At 52.5% G+C, this 17,862-nt stretch carries 14 protein-coding genes and 4 pseudogenes; 6 read left to right on the forward strand and 12 right to left on the reverse strand.

All coding sequences use genetic code 11. The features are described from left to right. Positions 1 to 350: 350 nt before the first annotated feature. From FDY98_RS22995 to FDY98_RS23010, 4 genes are read left to right on the forward strand one after another with little or no spacing between them, the layout of a single operon-like run. Positions 351 to 794 carry a hypothetical protein gene (locus tag FDY98_RS22995; protein ID WP_022522580.1) on the forward strand — a complete coding sequence of 148 codons (444 nt, stop codon included), beginning with the start codon at positions 351 to 353 and terminating at the stop codon, positions 792 to 794. Between the two features lie 37 nt (positions 795 to 831). Then, on the forward strand, positions 832 to 1,989 hold the full coding sequence (locus FDY98_RS23000) for a hypothetical protein (RefSeq protein WP_027960067.1): 1,158 nt from the start codon (positions 832 to 834) through the stop codon (positions 1,987 to 1,989). Positions 1,990 to 2,023: 34 nt separating this feature from the next. Next, entirely contained in the window at positions 2,024 to 4,864 is a 2,841-nt protein-coding gene (locus tag FDY98_RS23005) for a bifunctional diguanylate cyclase/phosphodiesterase (RefSeq protein ID WP_027960066.1), read from the forward strand. Positions 4,865 to 4,909: 45 nt separating this feature from the next. Further along, positions 4,910 to 5,692, forward strand: coding sequence for a PEP-CTERM/exosortase system-associated acyltransferase (locus FDY98_RS23010; RefSeq protein ID WP_340146956.1), 783 nt, complete (start codon positions 4,910 to 4,912; stop codon positions 5,690 to 5,692). Between the two features lie 53 nt (positions 5,693 to 5,745). Here FDY98_RS23010 and FDY98_RS28920 read toward each other — a convergent pair whose 3' ends face one another. The 5 genes and pseudogenes from FDY98_RS28920 to FDY98_RS23030 form a co-directional block, all read right to left on the reverse strand. Further along, positions 5,746 to 6,099: a hypothetical protein gene (locus tag FDY98_RS28920; protein ID WP_340146957.1), complete on the reverse strand. Its 354-nt coding sequence runs from the start codon at positions 6,097 to 6,099 to the stop codon at positions 5,746 to 5,748. Beyond that, positions 6,068 to 6,406, reverse strand: coding sequence for a hypothetical protein (locus FDY98_RS28925; protein ID WP_340146958.1), 339 nt, complete (start codon positions 6,404 to 6,406; stop codon positions 6,068 to 6,070). Before FDY98_RS28925 ends, FDY98_RS28920 begins: the two co-directional genes overlap by 32 nt. Positions 6,407 to 6,559: 153 nt before the next feature. Continuing rightward, on the reverse strand, positions 6,560 to 7,525 hold the full coding sequence (locus tag FDY98_RS23020) for a zinc-binding metallopeptidase family protein (RefSeq protein ID WP_027960063.1): 966 nt from the start codon (positions 7,523 to 7,525) through the stop codon (positions 6,560 to 6,562). 97 nt (positions 7,526 to 7,622) lie between these two features. Continuing rightward, positions 7,623 to 8,354: an oxygen-insensitive NADPH nitroreductase gene (nfsA, locus tag FDY98_RS23025; protein ID WP_027960062.1), complete on the reverse strand. Its 732-nt coding sequence runs from the start codon at positions 8,352 to 8,354 to the stop codon at positions 7,623 to 7,625. Positions 8,355 to 8,452: 98 nt separating this feature from the next. After that, positions 8,453 to 8,931, reverse strand: a pseudogene (locus tag FDY98_RS23030) (metallophosphoesterase family protein). A 245-nt stretch (positions 8,932 to 9,176) separates the two neighbouring features. Between FDY98_RS23030 and FDY98_RS23035 the strand changes: the two are divergent. Then, complete coding sequence (locus tag FDY98_RS23035; RefSeq protein WP_022522572.1) at positions 9,177 to 9,944, forward strand: class I SAM-dependent methyltransferase; 768 nt, start codon at positions 9,177 to 9,179, stop codon at positions 9,942 to 9,944. Between the two features lie 88 nt (positions 9,945 to 10,032). On the opposite strand, the pseudogene FDY98_RS23040 reads toward FDY98_RS23035, so the two are convergent. Both FDY98_RS23040 and FDY98_RS23045 read right to left on the reverse strand, forming a co-directional pair. Continuing rightward, positions 10,033 to 11,707: pseudogene (locus tag FDY98_RS23040) on the reverse strand (methyl-accepting chemotaxis protein). A gap of 129 nt (positions 11,708 to 11,836) precedes the next feature. Beyond that, positions 11,837 to 12,403 (reverse strand): bactofilin family protein, encoded by a 567-nt coding sequence (locus FDY98_RS23045; RefSeq protein WP_152419273.1) that lies wholly within the window; start codon positions 12,401 to 12,403, stop codon positions 11,837 to 11,839. 335 nt (positions 12,404 to 12,738) lie between these two features. Between FDY98_RS23045 and FDY98_RS28930 the strand changes: the two genes are divergently transcribed. After that, a complete protein-coding gene (locus FDY98_RS28930; RefSeq protein WP_340146960.1) occupies positions 12,739 to 13,068 on the forward strand; it encodes a bactofilin family protein in 330 nt (109 codons plus the stop codon). A 110-nt stretch (positions 13,069 to 13,178) separates the two neighbouring features. Here the strand turns inward: FDY98_RS28930 and FDY98_RS23055 are convergent. The 5 genes and pseudogenes from FDY98_RS23055 to hemA all read right to left on the reverse strand — a co-directional run bounded on the left by FDY98_RS23055 (position 13,179) and on the right by hemA (position 17,716). Continuing rightward, positions 13,179 to 13,933: pseudogene (locus FDY98_RS23055) on the reverse strand (HesA/MoeB/ThiF family protein). A gap of 4 nt (positions 13,934 to 13,937) precedes the next feature. Then, positions 13,938 to 14,437 (reverse strand): annotated as a pseudogene (locus FDY98_RS23060) (Lrp/AsnC ligand binding domain-containing protein). Then, a complete protein-coding gene (gene prmC, locus FDY98_RS23065) occupies positions 14,434 to 15,318 on the reverse strand; it encodes a peptide chain release factor N(5)-glutamine methyltransferase (protein WP_155706232.1) in 885 nt (294 codons plus the stop codon). Before prmC ends, FDY98_RS23060 begins: the two are co-directional and overlap by 4 nt. Further along, entirely contained in the window at positions 15,318 to 16,406 is a 1,089-nt protein-coding gene (gene prfA, locus FDY98_RS23070; RefSeq protein WP_009287574.1) for a peptide chain release factor 1, read from the reverse strand. The genes prmC and prfA overlap by 1 nt, the downstream gene beginning before the upstream one ends. Next, entirely contained in the window at positions 16,403 to 17,716 is a 1,314-nt protein-coding gene (gene hemA / locus FDY98_RS23075; RefSeq protein WP_155706235.1) for a glutamyl-tRNA reductase, read from the reverse strand. The genes prfA and hemA overlap by 4 nt, the downstream gene beginning before the upstream one ends. Between the last annotated feature and the right edge of the window lie 146 nt (positions 17,717 to 17,862).

A 17,862-nucleotide genomic window follows, 5' to 3' on the forward strand; every position in this document is an offset into this window, starting at 1 on the left:
CGCAGTGTCGCACAGACGATTAGCTATTATGTACAAGCATACAGTAATGGAATAGCCACAGCTTATCCTCGTTATTCGTTGACATAACTTTCTGTTATTTTTCTTGAATTGATGTAGTGTTTGCGTATACGCCGTATCGATACGGCACAGTTGCTTTAGATGTGTATCTTTCAGTCATACCATCATGACTGAATATAAAAACAGTCTCGTTAGTGCTGCGAGGGAGAACACGTCATCAATACATACACATTTTCAGCGCAGAGCAGAACGGCACCGCGGGTGAACCTGGCGTTCATCAATCAACCAGTAAGCCACTACCAATGCCATTACCCATTATAAGCGGCTCTCTAATGCGATTGGCCTTACTGGCAGCGACTACTTTTATTGTGTTGGTGGGGCTCGCTTTCGCAACAACGAATGCCATCGCTCGAGAAGCGCCGCTTTTTTTAGTGGCTCACCCTGACGTCACTACCCACTGGCTGAACCGTGATACTACCCGCGCGATTTTCGCCATGCGCCAACGCACCTGGCCGGATGGTCAAGCGGTTAGGGTTTTCGTTTTAAGTAACAACAACCCAGTACATGCTCGCTTTACCAAAGAGCAGTTGGCGGTTTACCCGCACCAACTTCAATTAGCCTGGGATCGCATGGTTTTTTCAGGTACCGGTCAAGCCCCCGACCGAGTAAATGACCAGGAAGAGATGCGCGAGCGCGTCGCCTCGACGCCGGGTGCCATTGGGTATCTTGAAAGGGAGTATCTGGATGATAGAGTCCAAGTCATTTCGATGGAATGAATGCAGAGCCCTTGCCGCTTTGTTAGGCACCGTTGTAATGGGTTTATCTGCTCCCGCCCAAAGCGACGAACACGCTCTGGATACTTTACAGGTGCATGGCTTTCTTAGTCAGGCGCTGGTCGTGACTGACGATAACAACTTCTTTGGTCAGAGCAGCCAGGATGAAGGCAGCATAGAATTTACCGAAATCGGCCTCAACGTCTCCTTACGCCCCCATCAGGATGTACTCGTTGCTGCTCAGGTGCTAAGTCGCCGAGCTGGAGGCAACAGCAGCGACGCAGAACCTAAACTGGATTACGGCCTCATTGATTACCAAATGATTTCTGACCAAGAGCGTACGTTTGGTGTTCAGCTTGGTCGGATTAAAAACCCTTTTGGATTTTATAATCAAACCCGCGATGTGGCATTTACCCGTCCCAGCATCTTACTGCCTCAATCTATCTATTTTGACCGAACACGCTCAATGGCTCTCACAGGTGACGGCCTAACGTTCTATTTGGAACAGAGATTAAGCAACGGAGTACTACGAGGACAGCTTGGCTTAGGTAAGCCTCAGGCTGGTGACGATTTAAGCGATACGCTTCAACTTCAGCGTATATCAGGCACCTTCAATCCTCAGCAGTCTACGATTGCCCAAGTTCGTTATGAACATGATGGAGGTCGTGTCGTTGCAGCGATTAGCAATGCCAACGTGAGATCCCAAATAGAGTCACATCAACCAGGTGTCAGCGACGGAGATTTTTATTTTACACCCTGGGTATTTTCACTCCAGTACAATCGAGAACTCTGGAGTGTAACGACTGAATACGCACTGCGCCGTTCAGGGTTAAAAAACTTCAATCAGTCTTCTGTAAACTTCGACACGACAGGGGAAAGTTGGTATATCCAATACGCCCGGCGTTTTGCAAATGACTGGCAGTGGCTAGTACGTTACGACAGCCTTACCAGCAACCGCGCAGACCGCAACGGTAAAGCTTTCGAGGCGAGTACAGGGGGAAGCGTTCCAGCCCATACCCAATTCGCAGATGACCTAACCGTTGGCCTGCAGTGGACGCCGCACCCTCAAGTCATGCTGGCAGGTGAATACCACCATGTCGATGGCACGGGTTGGTTGCCTATTCAGGATAATCCAGATTCATCAGCGACCAGCAGAAGATGGAGCCTGTGGTTGTTCCAATTATCGCTGCGCTTCTGACGTTTACCTCGATCCTGGCCAGGACGTTACCGCGATGAAACCATTTACCCTTTTCCGAACGCCCCAACGCCTTAGCCTAACATGGCGGGTCATCGCGTTAAGTAGCCTACTACTGTTGGCGCTGGTAACGCTCTTTACTTGGTTAGGCCACGACAATCTTACTCGTCAGTTTCAAGAAAGCCGAAGCCAGCACCATGAACGCCAACAGCGAGAAATTCGTTTAGCGCTAGTTCGCTCATCGGAAAATTTACGTCAGTTGGCAGGGTTAACCGCAGCCTCGGCAAGCTTAGGCTCGCCCTTGCAAGCAGGTAATACCGCCGAGGTTGAGCAAGCACTAGACTCCCAGTGGCCTGCTCTACAGCTTGAGGCGGGTATCGATGAAATTTTAATTATCAATACCCGAGGGCAAGTCTTGGGTAATTGGGGAACCGGCAATACACAAGCACAGCTTCCCATCCTGAGTTGGATCAGGCGGGTGATGCACACCGAGCAGCCACTCACAACGCTGCGCTGTTCAGCTAGCTGCCAACAGTTCGCTGCCGTTCCGGTGCTAGTGGCGGGAGACAGCGTTGGTATGGTCGTACTGACCCGCTCGCTAGCCGATGTCACACGGCAGGCCAAGGAGGTATCTGGCAGTGAAGTCGCACTACTTGTCACCGGGCCCACTGAAGATAGCGAGATGACGGCAACTCGAGAGTTAAAATCATGGAATGGTCAACTGCTAGCCCTCACAAGCGAAGAGCAAACCCTAGCACCTTTGCAGCAAGCGTCAGATACAACTCCTGTTCGCCGTTTAATGGAAACACCATTAAATCTTGAACATGATGGCAGACATTTAGAACTCAGCGCAGTACGCATGGAAGAGGATAATGAACGTAGCAATATCGGATACTTGCTGCTGATATCAGACATTACCGAGCAAATTAAGGCAATTAACCAGGATACTCGCACACTCTTGTTCGTAGGCGTACTCGGCTGGATTGCCGCTGAACTACTGCTATTGGTCATACTGCTGGGCCCAATGGCTCGACTGCGTAGAGTCGCTGGATTGCTTCCTGCCCTAGCTGACGGAAAATTTAGCGATATACACGCCGCCATTCCCAACCACCGCCGCCGCATTCCCGACGAGATCGATGTACTTGAGAGCATTACCCTTGAGCTTTCACGCCAACTTGAATTGTTAGAGAGTGAAGTACAAGAGCGCGGTGACCAACTAGCCGTGCGCATTGGGGAGCTAGCCAAAGAGCGAGATTTCGTTAATGGCCTGCTGGATACGGCCCAGGTATTTATCATTGCCCAGGATGACACTGGACGAATTAGCTTGGTCAATGAGTATACCCAGTTGATGCTAGGACTTAATGAAGCTTCGCTACTCGGGCGTCATTTTGTTGATGTATTCGAGGCAGGTGCCTCTACCAAGGTGAATACGTTCTCCCATCCCCAGCAAGAGGAGAAAACACTCCGTACGCCCGATCACAGGACTCATACTATCGCTTGGTACCATGCACCGTTACAAACGGGTAATGACGGCAAGGTGTCACGTATATCGGTTGGTCTGGATATTACCGAACGTAAGGCTGCCGAAGCTCGGCTAACGTGGCTGGCCGAACGTGACCCGCTAACGGAACTTTACAACCGGCGCTTCTTCCAACATGCACTGCAAACCGCCCTTGAACGCCCATCGAAGACAAAAGGGGCAGTATTGCTACTGGATTTGAATCAGTTCAAGGAGGTTAACGAGCTAAGTGGCCACCATGTAGGCGATAAATTGCTTCGTGAAGTGGCTGACACCCTCTTCCGCAACCTTGGCCCCCGCGGCGTTATTGCACGCCTAGGTGGCGACGAATTCTCTCTCCTATTAGAAGATACCAACGCCGATCAAGCCATCAGTGTCGCGCAATATATTGTCCAACTATTAGACGGTATCGGCTTCGTTGTGGGTGAGCGGCGGCATCGAGTAACGGCCAGTATTGGTATTGCCCTGTTTCCAACCCATGGCAATACGCCTGCTGACCTAATGGCTAGCGCTGATGTGGCAATGTACAAAGCGAAGGAGAGTGGCCTTCAGCACTGGCATTTACTTTCCAAGTCGGAGAATGCCAAAGACGAACTGCAAGCACGAGTCTACTGGGTTGAACGCATACACAATGCGCTTGAGGAGGATAGCTTCGAGTTGATGGTGCAGCCCATCATGCGTTTGGAAGATCAGGACGTAAAACACCACGAGGTGTTGCTAAGAATGCGCGACGCAGACGGGAGCCTAATTTCTCCCGCGCACTTTATTCCTATTGCCGAACAAAGCGGGCAGATTATTTTAATCGACCGCTGGGTATTGCGACACAGTTTAAAAGCACTTAGCCAATTGCAGGATCGAGGTATCACTCTGGCAGTTAACCTTTCGGGTCAGTCTCTTCACGACGGAGGGTTGAAGCAATACTTGGCAGACGAGCTGACGGCTAGCGGCGCTGATCCTCACCACCTTATATTGGAAGTAACGGAAACTGCCGCGGTAACCGATTTTTCTACCGCCCGTGGCGTACTACAAGCAGTACGTGACCTGGGTTGCCGTACCGCACTGGACGACTTTGGAGTAGGCTTCAGTAGTTTTCACTACCTTGGGCAGTTACCCGTCGACTATATTAAAATAGATGGTTCCTTTATTCGCAGCCTGCTGATTAGCCCTGACAGCCGCGTCATTGTTCGTGCTATTGCCGACATCGCTAAAGGTTTTGGCAAGCAAACCATTGCTGAATTCGTTGATCAAGAAGCGCTATTGCCAATACTAAAGGCCTATGGGATAACTTATGGTCAGGGGTTTCATTTAGGCAGGCCTATAAAAATCATCGAAGCATTTAGTGGAATTAGTGCTCAATAATGGATACCGTTTATACTTAACTCTGGATTTAAATAGGGATAGTACATGAGCGCTTTACCACTGCAAGTGAAGAACAAGGATGCGTCAGCGGTATTTATTACAAGATTCATACAAGAGTTCAAATTCAAACTCTGCATAACTGAGCATGAGAAACAACTGGCTTATCGTTTAAGACATGATGTTTACTGCGAAGAACTTGAGTACGAAGAAGCCAGCGACCCCATAAAAAAACTCGAATTTGATATCCATGACCAAAACTCTATTCATTGTTTGATAGAACACCGCAGAACAGGACTAGTGGCAGGCTGCGTGCGGGTGGTTATGCCTCAGGCCTCCAGACCTCATCCACTTAACCAGCTCCCATTACAATCTTATGGCAGCCAAAGCCTTACACACGCAGAGCTGCATCCCGACAAACTTGCCCAAGGCAGTTACTATGAAATTTCACGACTGGCTGTGAATCGCCTTTTCAGAATAAAACTTAAAGATAGCTCTACTTCTTTAGAAAGCTCGACTACCAATCACAATGCTACTTTTTTTTCTACTGAAGAGAGGCAGCTCTTCCCACTACTAGCCACGAGCCTATTTGTCACCGGCTATGCTTTAGGGAGGCAGCTAGGTAAAATTCAAGTTTTTGCAATGATGGAACCTAGCTTGCCCCGACTTCTTGCTCTGACAGGCTTTCACTTCACCAAAGTCGGCGAAACAATCAACTTCCATGGAAGAAGAAGTGCTTACTACATCAATAAGCAACAAGCAGAGAGTGGATTAAAGAAATCATTGCTCCCCTCTACTTGCACATACAGCAAACGCTGGCCCTCCAGCTAGAAGAAATGCTAGCTCAAGATGTTAGTACCTCACTAATAACTTGAATATTTTATCTATACCGTGGCCGCGGCGCTTTCTCGATCATCCAACGAAGCAGAACATCTAAAATCATCAACCGTTACGCTGGTGAATTTCTCTAAGAAAAACACGAGCGTTTCAGGATATTGGAAACGCTCCTCGAAGCGCTCTTGGCCCTCTTGCGAACGCCGAGTCACGCTTGCTCTATAGCCGCCATTAGATTTAGTCACTTTTACGCTATTTTCGCGGCTTCCATCACGCTTAATGGCCGTTAATGGAGAGCTATCGCTTAATAAAACGTCTAGCTGTCGAGCGGCAGTGCGCTCTTCATCAGATGCCCAGAGAGGTTGATCTCGGTCACCATAACGGTAGAGCATAATCACCAGCATGACCGAAAAAATACTGCTGGTCAGCATCCAGGTTAATAAAACGCTCGAAAGCGCCGTTGTCAGCATGATGAACATTTGAATCACGATACCCACCGCCAAGCACACCGGCCAGAGGCCTCCACATACGCGGGTTCATAAACCCGCGCTTGAGGATATACCCCCAAAGCCCAATCACCGACAATGCCCCCAACATCAAATGAATGGGGGCAAGTAGTGTTCCTCCTCCAGCCAATATAGCAATTACCCCAATAATCACTATTAAACTGTAGAAAGCAGCTAACAGGTAGTAAGCGCGATCAAGGGTCATATGCAGTCTCCATGCGGGTTAACCGATGGCCTGCGTCGCCATCGATCTTATTGTTAGTTGTTATCGGTTATCTACTTGCGAATAAATCCTTGAAGCTCAGTATAGATGGTCACGGCAATTCTTCACTATTGCCGTGTCAACCTTTGCTACTGGTTATAAACCCTGCGCGCCGCGGCGTAGCCAATCATGAACAAACGCCAGCTTACGGCGTGCCGTCTCTGAGAGCACAAAAGGGTAAAGATCCGGCAAGCCCATTGAGCGATTAACATGATTAACGCCCACGGTGAGTGAAGCTGCCACGTAGATCAAGCGCTCTGCATCAGGCTCTGCATACGGCTCCCATTGATGGCTAGGCAGCTCTGGTGAAGAGAGATCTGATGCCGCAAAGCTATCGGCAATATCGGTTAAATGCAGCAGATGTGCAGCAGTTTCGGCCCAATCTTCATGGGGGTGCGCAGAGGCATAAGTGGTTAAATAGCGCTCTTTCCAATCAGGCGGCGGCCCATTTTGGTAGTGGTGCTGAAGCGCGGCCTGATAATCCTGACGCTCATCACCAAACATCTCACGAAAGGCACTCAGAAAATCCTCACGTAAGCTAAGCCGCCACCAGAGCATGTGCGAAATCTCGTGGCGCATATGACCAATCATCGTACGGTAAGGCTCTTCAAGCGCTTCACGACGCGTCGTAACTAACACGGGGTCTACTTCGGCCACACTAATGGTCACCACCCCTTCAATGTGCCCCATCGGCACAGGCGTGGGGCCTTCGGCGAGTAGATGGAAAACCGGCGGCGCGCCTGGGTCTTCCGGACGAAACCAGTGCCAACGCCCCAGGTTATCCAAAACCCAGCGTTTAGCCGCTTCCGTTTGTGCCCAGTTCGGAATAGCGTTGGGAAGGCTGGGATCTGGCGCCAGTGCTGTCATCGCACAAGCGCGGCAAAAAGCCCCCTCTTTAGGGGCAATCCAGTTGCAGCCAATAACGTCACGATTGATGCAAAAAGGCGGCATTGGCACAAAGGCCCGGGCCTGAGGGTCGTAGGCAACGGGGGTACCATCTGCGGTTGCGAGATTATCGAACCATAGAGAGCCGGAACCGACGGGATTTGAAAATACGCGCATACGGTAAAGCTCCTGAAAGCGAGGAAAAGAGAACCTCAACCGATTGACTGAGCGTTCTCTTTTCCAAAAATCCTATTAAAATAGTGTGCAGTGCCCTTTATTTCATTTCAAAACCGCGCTTGATTAAAAAATCGCGCATATGAGGGCGCAGCTTATTATCGAACAAAGGCTTGAGATTGCGAGACCAGTCGGTGTCTTTATTACTGCTACTGCGAGCCCGGTAGTAAGCCTGCATGGTCGTATCGAAGGACTCTACCTGTTCGCCGTCTTCAGTGTAGTAGTCTTCTTTCAGAACCGCCTCCACAGGTAAGCGCGGCTTCACTTCAGGCTCTTGATCCGGATAGCCGAGGCACATACCAAACACTGGGTACACGTGCTTGGGGAGGCGTAGCAGGTCGCTAACCTCCTGGGGATTATTGCGGATACCACCAATATAACAGATCCCCAACCCTTCGGACTCAGCCGCCACTGCCACATTTTGCGCCATCAACGCCGTATCCACTGTTGCTACCAACAGTTGCTCGGTCATGCCCCGCACAACGTTTGCACCGGTGCGCTCTGAAGCCTCCGTGGGACGCTTCATATCGGCACAGAAAACTAGAAAGTCTGCACAGGTGGCAATATAACCTTGCCCACCGGCCAGTTCTGCTATCTGCTCACGGTTCGCCTGGTCTTTTACATGGATAACCGTATACGCCTGAACGTGGCTGGAGGTCGCTGCCCCCTGCCCGGCTTGGATAAGCTCCAGCAGCAATTCTTTCGGGATCGGCCGGTCGCTAAATTTACGGATCGAACGGTGGGATTTCAGCAGCTTAATAACGTCGTTCATGGAACCTCGCTTATCTTGATAACGCTTATTTAAAACAGCTAACTAACAGGGTAACAGATTTGTACAACATGACAGGATTGCGGATGGCGTTAACATGGCTATAGCAAATGCATGATCGCGCCCCGTACGCCATATTGATCTATCCATAATTTGCCTAGGGTAATCGGCAGTTTGAATCGCCGCTTTCCCGCCGCACCTGGGTTGAAAAGCAGCATTCCCTCCTGGTATTCATTGCGGGGCTTATGGGAGTGGCCATGCAGAAGTGCATCGCAAGCCAACCTCGGGTCGTAATCCTCTAAGCGGTGCACAAGGCGCAGGTGCTTCTCGTTCACAATGATGTCCTGATGTGTCGGTAAACTCGTCGCCCACGCCGCCGTATCGATATTGCCCTTAACGCAATGCACCGGCGCCAGTGTCTCCAAACGCTGCAAAATCGTTTTATCTGCCTCTTTGCTACCTACATCCCCAAGTGAAGAATGAGCTCGCACCCCTGCAGCAGACAAAGTGCCTCATCACGCAGCAAACCGTGGGTATCGGCAATCACTCCAACGGGAGAATTAACTCTATAGCAAGGCATAGATGGGCTCATTAACAACCTCTTCCAGCGGCTAAATGGTGTCATTCTAGCTTTTTTTACTAGACCACTATTAAAAGTTGCTTATCAAGGCCGATATCTAAGTTATCAAATAGATAGTGCTGGCGAGTCATTTATTATGATTTTCATTGGCTATCTAATAAGTTAGGCACCAGCAAGCTATACTGATATGGCTATACGTTGATAACTGAATTTTGACGGAATAATAACGACGCCAGGAAGCCGATATGACCCATACCCCTCAAAATGCACCCGGGCAAGAGTGGAATGCCAGCGACTACGCCCAGAATGCTAATTTTGTACCTAAGCTAGGCAGCGAAGTGGTCAAGCTGTTAGCGCCTCAACCCGGCGAACGTATTTTGGATCTTGGCTGCGGCGACGGCTCTTTGACAGAGCGCCTTGTGCAACTGGGCGCTGACGTTCTCGGTGTTGACGCTTCAGAAGAGATGGTAAATGCCGCCCGCCAACGGGGCATTACCGCTCGCGTTGTTGATGGCCACCAACTGCCCTTCGACCATGAGTTTGATGCGGTATTTAGCAATGCGGCGCTGCACTGGATGCTTGACCCTCAGTCGGTACTCGCAGGCGTTAAGCGTGCATTGAAGCCGGGAGGCCGGTTTGTGGCTGAGTTCGGTGGTCATGGCAATGTCGCCGCTATTTGCACCGCGCTGATTGCCGCTCTCCAGTTTCGGGGCATTAGCGCCCGCGGCCGTCATCCGTGGTATTTCCCGACCACCCATGAATATGGCCATCTGCTGGAAACCGTCGGTTTCAAAGTAGAAAGCATTGAGCTGATCCCACGCCCGACTCCGCTGCCCACCGGCATGATTGGATGGCTTGAGACGTTTGCCAGCCCGTTCTTACATGGGCTCGACGAGGATGTGCGCGATGCCGTGCTTGAGAATACCATGACGCTGCTGGGCCACAGCCTACGCGATGAGCAAGGAAACTGGACGGCAGATTATGTGCGTCTGCGTGTTTCTGCTCGCGCGTAAGCGATAGCTGCCTCTGAGGTGTGCTGAGATGTAAAAAAGCTGCCGATGATAATGCGCTTGTCACCGGCAGCTTGTAGTTAATTCAGACCTAGAACTCATCCCATTCATCGACGGCCTCTTTTTACTTTGCGTCGCCTGCTGGCGTGGCGCTGGCTCAATGTGGCCGTCAACTTGTTGCTGCCGAGATAGCGCCCTTATGCGTCAGCGCAACAGCGCTTGCAGCACTCTCATCAATGCGGAAGGTAGCCATCAAGTCGGCCAGCTCGCGGGCCTGCCCTCTAGAGCGCTAGCCGCCGAGCTGGTTTGTTGCACCAGCGCAGCGTTTTGCTGGGTGACCGAATCCATTTCAGTAAGAGCAGCGTTAATCTGCTCAATGCCACTATTCTGCTCCCGCGTCGCGGTCGAAATTTCGCCCATCAGAGTGGTGACTTGACGAATCGCATCCACTGTTTGGTAAATCGTCTGTCCACTGCGCTCCGCTTGTTCAGCGCCGCCGTTAATTTTCGTGGTGGTCTGCTCGATCAGGCTACGAATCTCTTTGGCCGAGTCAGCACTTCGCGTCGCTAGTGAGCGAACTTCACTGGCCACCACGGCAAAGCCACGACCTTGTTCGCCTGCACGCGCGGCTTCAACCGATGCATTGAGCGCTAAGATATTGGTTTGGAAGGCAATAGAGTCAATCACGCCGATAATATCGTTTACCTGGCTCGCACTGGCCGCAATCTCACGCATGAGTTGCACCGTGCGCTCCACCTCTTCACCACCTGTCTCCGCCGACTGTGACGCCGCCACCGAGAGCTGATCCGCTTCTTCGGCCGTTTCAGCATTTTTACTTACCGTCGTCGACATCTCCTCCATGCTGGAAGCGGTTTGCTGAAGCGCGGAGGCCTGCTGCTCGGTTCGTGAAGAGAGATCCTGGCTTCCTGCAGAGATATCACCCGCCCCGCTGAAAACCTGCTCGCTACTGCCTCTCAACGCTATCACCAGCTGTTTTAACTTCTCCTGCATAGCCGCTAGGCCACCGAACAACTGACCAATTTCATTACGGCCCCGATCTTCAATTTGACCTGTCAGATCGCCATCGGCAATCCGTGCAAAGTGCTCACTGGCACGCCGAAGGGGCCTTACAACGCTACGCATCATTGCCCACCGAATGACCACCACGGCCACCAGTGAAATCACTAAAAGGGTAATCGCAATGACGCCAATAGTCGTCGCCAAGCGATTGACCTGCTGAAGGACGCTAGCGCCACGCTCTTCGGTATAAGCAATAAAACCGCTCATGGCCAGATCCAGCTCGGCGCTTAATACTCCCAGTTCCTCCTGCCTGCGCTGGATTTGGAAAGGGGCAGCCTCGAGCAGTGGCGAAATGCCCTCTGTCACAAAGGCATTGTAAGCGCTGATAATCGCATCACGGTGGGGTGCAAGTGTGCCTTCAGGATTGATTGGCACAGCACGAAACTCATTAAAACGTGCCTCTGCCTCAGCTACCGCCTCTGCAGCCATGGCAAGGCTCTCCTGCCCCTTTTCTGGATTACCCTGAGTGCTAAAACTTGCCGAGCGGTCTAAAAACGTTTGTGCTCTGAGTGCATTGACTTGCGTGCGGTTGGCTAAATTCGTCAGCCGCACGTTGGTAGCCGTCAGTTCTTCAAGCGCCTGAGAGCTATTGTGATTAGCAAAAAAAGACCACTGATCAACCCAATCATAAGCACCAGCAGGGCTAACGCAGCAGTCAGGCTCCATTTAATAGAGAGGTGCTTCATCCCGTTGATCCCTTTTTCGTTTATAAGTCATTTAATTAGGTATCGGCCAGGTTAAAACCAACTGAAGCACTGCAGAGCGAATCTAGACGTTGGTATAATAAATAGCGTGACAGATGTAGCAGCTAGCGGTTAAGACACCATGGCAATTTTGTGTAGGTTGACCTTCTTAGCCACATCCACCTGGAGCCAAGCTCCCGCCATGCACTCTAGGCTAGGCGCCTCGACTATCCCCTGAATACGCGCCCGAGACAGCAGTGTGGCTTTAGTGTTGGCTTTAAGCGTACCGACCATTTTTCCGTCAATATCGACACTGTTGCCTTCAAGATACGATGCGACGTGGCCAGAGGCAGTCACAGAGACAGGATGATTAGGCGCAATAAGAGTCCCCTCCAAACGGCCCTTAATGAGCACAGGCTCATCGGCGATCACTTTGCCTAAAATATGAGTGGCTGACCCAATTCGGCTGCCACCTGGCATGCACTGGATGGCGGGAGACGTCACAGCGGAGGCTTCTTCAGGTGGCGACATTGCTTCAAAGGGGTGTTCTGAGATGGAAGCGGAATCCACTGCAGGCGCTTTGTGTGGTCTCCCTGCGGCGCTTAAAGCGCGCTGTTTTAGCTTACGGCGCTTGCCATCCCATACGATCAGCGTCATTACGCCAACGCCCAGCACAATAAACCATACTTGAATGCCCATACCGCTTCCTGCCGCTTTAGATGTGGTTGCCCCAGCTAACGTTATACTCGCTCTTTTATATTGCGGCGGCGTGAATAAGCCCACTCACTTGGCTTAACTCCAGGCTTTGAGACAGTAACAAGCCGATTAAGGTATTCAATGCTCAATACCACGCACCCCAAAGGCGCTCTGGCGTCATTCACTAGGAGCCACCCTATGTTTAACAAAGCCAAGAATGCCCCCCTGAGAATAAGGCTGCGGCGCTAACGCCACCTGATACACGCTCATCAGCAACACTAGGCACGCCAACCAGCAGTGCACGACCAAGCCTCTCCGTTATTGGGGGTCATACGCAAGTGGAGGGAGACATTAATAGCGATGAGGATTTGACGGTAGAGGGACGCGTAAGCGGCATTATCACATGTAAACAACACACCGTGACGCTAGGTGCCAATGGCTATATCAACGGCGATGTATTTGCTCACACACTGCATATATCAGGCGAGGTAACCGGAAACCTGGTGGCACACCACCGCGCAACCATTCATAAGGGAGCCCAGGTTTCAGGCACTATTGTTGCCCCCTGCCTGGTACTTGAAGATGGCAGCGTTTTCCACGGCAGTATCGATATGAACCCCGACAACGATGTGCTGAAAAGTGCCTTTAGCGACGCTATCGCAGCATGACTAAAACCTCGCCAAAAGCAACCGTTGAAAAGCATTCAACCACGAGTGCGAACGCCGCAGAGCATGACACCACAGAAGCAAAAGCTAACGATTAAGCCGCTTTCAGCACATCAGAGGCGCTGAGCGCACACTGGGCAAGCGGGATCGCGAGGCACTAGGAAGTGCCGCCATTGGCCGCTTAAACCATCAAAGGTAGAGAGGCCTTGGTGGGCAGAACCTGCGCCACTAAGCAGCTTAAAGGCTTCAACCGCCTGAAAGCAGCCGATCAAGCCCACCAGTGGCGCCATGACGCCACTTTCTGAGCAGCTTAGCGCTTCATCGCCACTTTCGTCGGCGGATAGAGGCAGGCGTAGCAGGGACACTCGGCATTGCGTGGGTCAAAGACTGCCAACTGACCTGAAAAGCGAATTGCCGCACCCGATACCAGCGGCACACCTGCTTTTTGGGACGCCGCATTCACCGCATAGCGGCTTGAGAAACGGTCGGTACAGTCGAGCACCACATCCGCCGAAGCGACTAACCGCTCAAGCGATTCGCCTTCAACATGTTGGTCTAACGCAACCACTTGGCAGTGGGGATTGAGTGCGCACATGCTGGCCTGGGCAGAGTGCGCTTTATTTAAACCAATACTGGACTGCTGATGGGCAATTTGCCGTTGAAGATTGGAAAGCTCGACATGATCGGCATCGGCAATGGTGATGCGCCCGACCCCAGCAGCAGCTAAATAGAGCGCTGCCGGAGAGCCCAAACCGCCGGCCCCAATAATCACTACATGGGCAGATTGCAGGCGCTCTTGGCCCTCGAAATCCACCTCGGGCAGCATGATCTGACGGCTATAGCGCAGCAGCGCCTGGTCATCCATCATCGGCTTACTTATCCTCAAATTCCTCAAAGGCAGGAATGTGTAAATTGAAGCTCTCTTTGACCTCTTCCATCACCACGTAGCTTTTCGACTCTTTCACGCCCGGTAGCGTTAACACCACATCGCCCAATAGCTGGCGATAAGCGGCCATTTCGGGAATGCGGCACTTCAAGATGTAGTCGAACTGCCCCGAGACAAGGTGGCACTCCTGAATCTGCGGTAACTTCTCCACAGCACGGCGAAACTCATCAAAGACCGCTGGCGACTGCGTTTCTAAGCTGATCTCGACAAAAACTAATAAATTGGCCTTCAAAGCCCGCGGATCAAGAATGGCTTGGTAACCACGAATAATACCCGCTTTCTCCAAACGCTTAACGCGTTCAAGGCAAGGGTTGTGGATAAACCCACTTCCGAAGCTAAATCGACGTAAGAAATACGCGCATTTTCCTGCAAGCAGCGCAGGATTTTAAGGTCGATACGGTCCAGCGTTCTATTTTTTGGTTTCATGGCAGGATCCAATACTGATGAATCAGGCAGTTATTAAAGGTGCCCCAGGTAACCCGTTCATGCCCCCCCAGGTCACGAGCACTTTCAACGTTTTTATAGCCAGCGCGCTCAAGCGCCTCACGCACCATTTCGGCCTGTTTATAGCCGTGCTCTAGCAGCAACCAACCAGAAGCCGCTAGATAGCGCTGCGCGGAGTTTACCAAATGCAGCAAATCCGCCATGCCGCAGGCGTTAGCAACCAGCGCTGAGCGTGGCTCAAAACGCACATCGCCTTCGGCTAGATGAGGATCATCGGCGGCAATATACGGGGGATTACTGACGATAATATCGAACTGCTTATCTGCATCCGCACACGTTTCCAAAGCAGCAAACCAATCACTCTGTAAAAACCTAGCATTGGATATGCCTAACGAGCGCGCGTTACGGGTTGCCAACGCGACCGCCTCAAAGCGCAGATCCACCCCCACTACCTGCCAGTGAGGTTGTTCGCTGGCAAATGCCAGGGCAATGGCACCCGTTCCCGTGCCAAGATCGAGCAGCCGGCCTGAGGGGAGCGTCGCCCGCTTTAGGGCAAGCTCAACCAGGGTTTCAGTATCAGGCCTGGGTATCAACGTATCAGGTGAGGTGGCTAAGCGCAGCCCCCAAAATTCGCGTTCCCCGGTAAGGTAGGCAACCGGAGTGCCCTGGGAACGTGCAGCGATGAGCGCATCGAAACGGGCCTGCTCCCATAAGGAGCATATTTTATCGCCCCAGGTGTAGAGCCAAGTGCGATCACGCCCGAGCACGTGGCATAACAGCACTTCAGCGTCGATACGCGGCGAGCTGGAACCCGCCGCCTGCAAACGTTGGGCAGCCTGTTTCAACAGCGCATCAAGGGTCATTAGACATCCTGAAGGGCTGAGAGCTGTTCCGCTTGATACTCGTGAATCAGCGGGCTAATCACGTCATCCAACTGCTCGCCGCTGACCACTTCATTGAGTTTATAAAGCGTCAAATTAATGCGATGGTCGGTAATCCGCCCCTGAGGGAAATTATAGGTGCGGATACGCTCACTGCGATCCCCCGAACCCACTAGAGAACGGCGTGCATCTGCTTGCGTCTGACGCTGGCTATCGACGGCGTTACGCTTCAACTTCGCGGCCAGTAGCGACATCGCTTTGGCACGGTTTTTATGCTGACTGCGCTCTTCCTGACACTCCACCACCACGCCGGTAGGCAGGTGAGTAATGCGGATCGCAGAGTCCGTGGTGTTAACGTGCTGACCACCGGCGCCGCTGGAGCGGTAGGTATCCACGCGCAGATCCGAAGGATTGATATCGATATCGCCCACGTCATCGACTTCAGGCATCACTGCGACGGTGCAAGCAGAGGTGTGAATGCGGCCCTGGGACTCGGTCGCAGGGACGCGCTGTACGCGGTGGGCGCCGGATTCAAATTTCAGCTGGGCGTAAACACCATCGCCTTTGACGCGGGAAATGATCTCTTTGTAGCCGCCCTGCTCGCCATGACTGGCGCTCACCACCTCGACCCGCCAACCACGTTTTTCAGCGTAGCGGGAGTACATGCGAAACAGGTCACCGGCAAAAATTGCCGCTTCGTCGCCGCCGGTACCAGCACGCACTTCCAGAAACACCCCACGGCCATCATCAGGGTCTTTAGGCACCAGCAGGCGCTTCAGCTCGATATCCAGCTCGGCTAACCGCTCCCGCCCTTCGCTTAGCTCCATCTCCGCCAACTCGCGCATGTCCGCGTCGCTATCGCGGCTAAGCTGCTCGGCTTCGTGCATATTGGTTTCAATATCACGATAGCGCTGCCAGGCCGCCACCAGCTCCTCTAACTCAGCATACTCACGCGAATAATCGCGAAAGCGTTGCTGGTTATTGATCACGTCGGGATCCGACAGCAGCATCGCCAGCTCTTCAAAGCGTTCGGTAAAGCTGTCTAAGCGTTGGCGCAGAGTCTCTTTCATGCGGGCGTATCATCCTTCTGGCGGTTAACCGGGGGCGCTGGTGTAGTCTCAAAAGCAGGCTTAGTGGGCAACAGCAGGCGCGGAGCGGCGTTGAGCAAATCGTGGTGCTCTTCAGACGCAGCATCGCGTATGGCCTGGGTGGGCTGGTGGAGCAAACGGTTAGTCAATTGATGCGCCAAGCGCTCAATGACTTTAGCCGGATCTTCACCTCGTGCCAGCCGCTCCAACGCTTGGTCGCGGGAAAGATCGCGCAGCGCTTCACCATGCTGGCGGTAGTCGCGGATCAGTTCACCACCATTACGAATACGCTGCTCATGCTGCCAACTACCCACCCCGTGTTCGATCAGCGACTCGGCTTGGTCAGCGGCAACCTGGCGGTGACGGCGATTTTCCTGGATGACCTCTTCCAAGTCATCCACGGTGTAAAGAAACACATCCGCTAATTCGCCCACTTCAGGCTCAATATCCCGAGGCACCGCGATATCGACCATAAATACCGGCCGATGGCGACGTTTTTTGAGCGCGCGCTCAACCATGCCTTTACCAAGTATAGGCAGCGGGGACGCGGTGGAAGAGATCACAATATCGGCGTTCTCGAGAGCGTCAGGAATCTCTTGCAGGGTGATCGCCGTTCCTCCCAGAGGGCCGGCGACCAACTCAGCGCGTTCTCGGGTGCGGTTAGCAACCGTAAGCTCTCGAACACCCGCCTCATTTAGATGGCGCGCAACTAATTCAATAGTTTCACCAGCGCCGATGAGCAGCGCCCGAGAACGGCTAAAGTCATCGAAAATGCGGCTGGCCATGCTGACGGCAGCGTAAGCCACTGAAACGGGGTTTTTACCGATGCCGGTTTCGGTGCGCACCTGCTTGGCCACCGCGAAGGTGTGCTGGAATAAGCGTTCAAGCTCGCCACCCAAGCCCTTGGATTGGCGCGCCTGCTGATAGGCATCCTTCAACTGCCCCAGAATCTGCGGCTCGCCGCCCACCATGGAATCCAGGCCAACCGCTACGCGCATTAAATGGCGCGCTGCATCGTTGTCTAGATAGTGGTAGGCACAGCGCATCAGCTCATCGACGCGTAAGTTATGAAAGCGTCCGAGCCAATTGAGTACTGCCTGCTCGCCAGCCGCATCCGTGACACAGTAAAGCTCCGTGCGGTTGCAGGTAGAGAGCACCGCCGCTTCACTGATTTGTGGCAGGTTACGCAATTCAGCCAATGCGGTTTCAAGCTGCGTTGGCGTAAAAGCCACCTGCTCACGCACGGCCACGCTGGCGGTACGATGATTTATTCCCAGGGCAAGAAGCGTCATGCGTTATGCGTCTTCGCTAGTGTGTCGGACTTTTTGGCAGCCGTCGTGATGATAAGCGGCTGCACCGTCAATTAGGGCTTGCTAAAACAAGTCTTTAGCGTGGTTCGGCGCTGCCTACAAATATCTGTAAGCTGCCTACAATGGTC

Source organism: Halomonas sp. PA16-9 (assembly GCF_009728585.1).
In the GTDB taxonomy this organism is placed as follows: domain Bacteria; phylum Pseudomonadota; class Gammaproteobacteria; order Pseudomonadales; family Halomonadaceae; genus Vreelandella; species Vreelandella titanicae.

Bases quoted from the DNA above. Each gene is read 5' to 3' on its own strand.
- FDY98_RS22995 (WP_022522580.1), top strand. From the start codon at position 351: ATGCGATTGGCCTTACTGGCAGCGACTACTTTTATTGTGTTGGTGGGG.
- FDY98_RS23000 (WP_027960067.1), top strand. From the start codon at position 832: ATGGGTTTATCTGCTCCCGCCCAAAGCGACGAACACGCTCTGGATACT.
- FDY98_RS23005 (WP_027960066.1), top strand. From the start codon at position 2,024: ATGAAACCATTTACCCTTTTCCGAACGCCCCAACGCCTTAGCCTAACA.
- FDY98_RS23010 (WP_340146956.1), top strand. From the start codon at position 4,910: ATGAGCGCTTTACCACTGCAAGTGAAGAACAAGGATGCGTCAGCGGTA.
- FDY98_RS28920 (WP_340146957.1), bottom strand. From the start codon at position 6,099: ATGCTGGTGATTATGCTCTACCGTTATGGTGACCGAGATCAACCTCTC.
- FDY98_RS28925 (WP_340146958.1), bottom strand. From the start codon at position 6,406: ATGACCCTTGATCGCGCTTACTACCTGTTAGCTGCTTTCTACAGTTTA.
- FDY98_RS23020 (WP_027960063.1), bottom strand. From the start codon at position 7,525: ATGCGCGTATTTTCAAATCCCGTCGGTTCCGGCTCTCTATGGTTCGAT.
- nfsA (WP_027960062.1), bottom strand. From the start codon at position 8,354: ATGAACGACGTTATTAAGCTGCTGAAATCCCACCGTTCGATCCGTAAA.
- FDY98_RS23035 (WP_022522572.1), top strand. From the start codon at position 9,177: ATGACCCATACCCCTCAAAATGCACCCGGGCAAGAGTGGAATGCCAGC.
- FDY98_RS23045 (WP_152419273.1), bottom strand. From the start codon at position 12,403: ATGGGCATTCAAGTATGGTTTATTGTGCTGGGCGTTGGCGTAATGACG.
- prmC (WP_155706232.1), bottom strand. From the start codon at position 15,318: ATGACCCTTGATGCGCTGTTGAAACAGGCTGCCCAACGTTTGCAGGCG.
- prfA (WP_009287574.1), bottom strand. From the start codon at position 16,406: ATGAAAGAGACTCTGCGCCAACGCTTAGACAGCTTTACCGAACGCTTT.
- hemA (WP_155706235.1), bottom strand. From the start codon at position 17,716: ATGACGCTTCTTGCCCTGGGAATAAATCATCGTACCGCCAGCGTGGCC.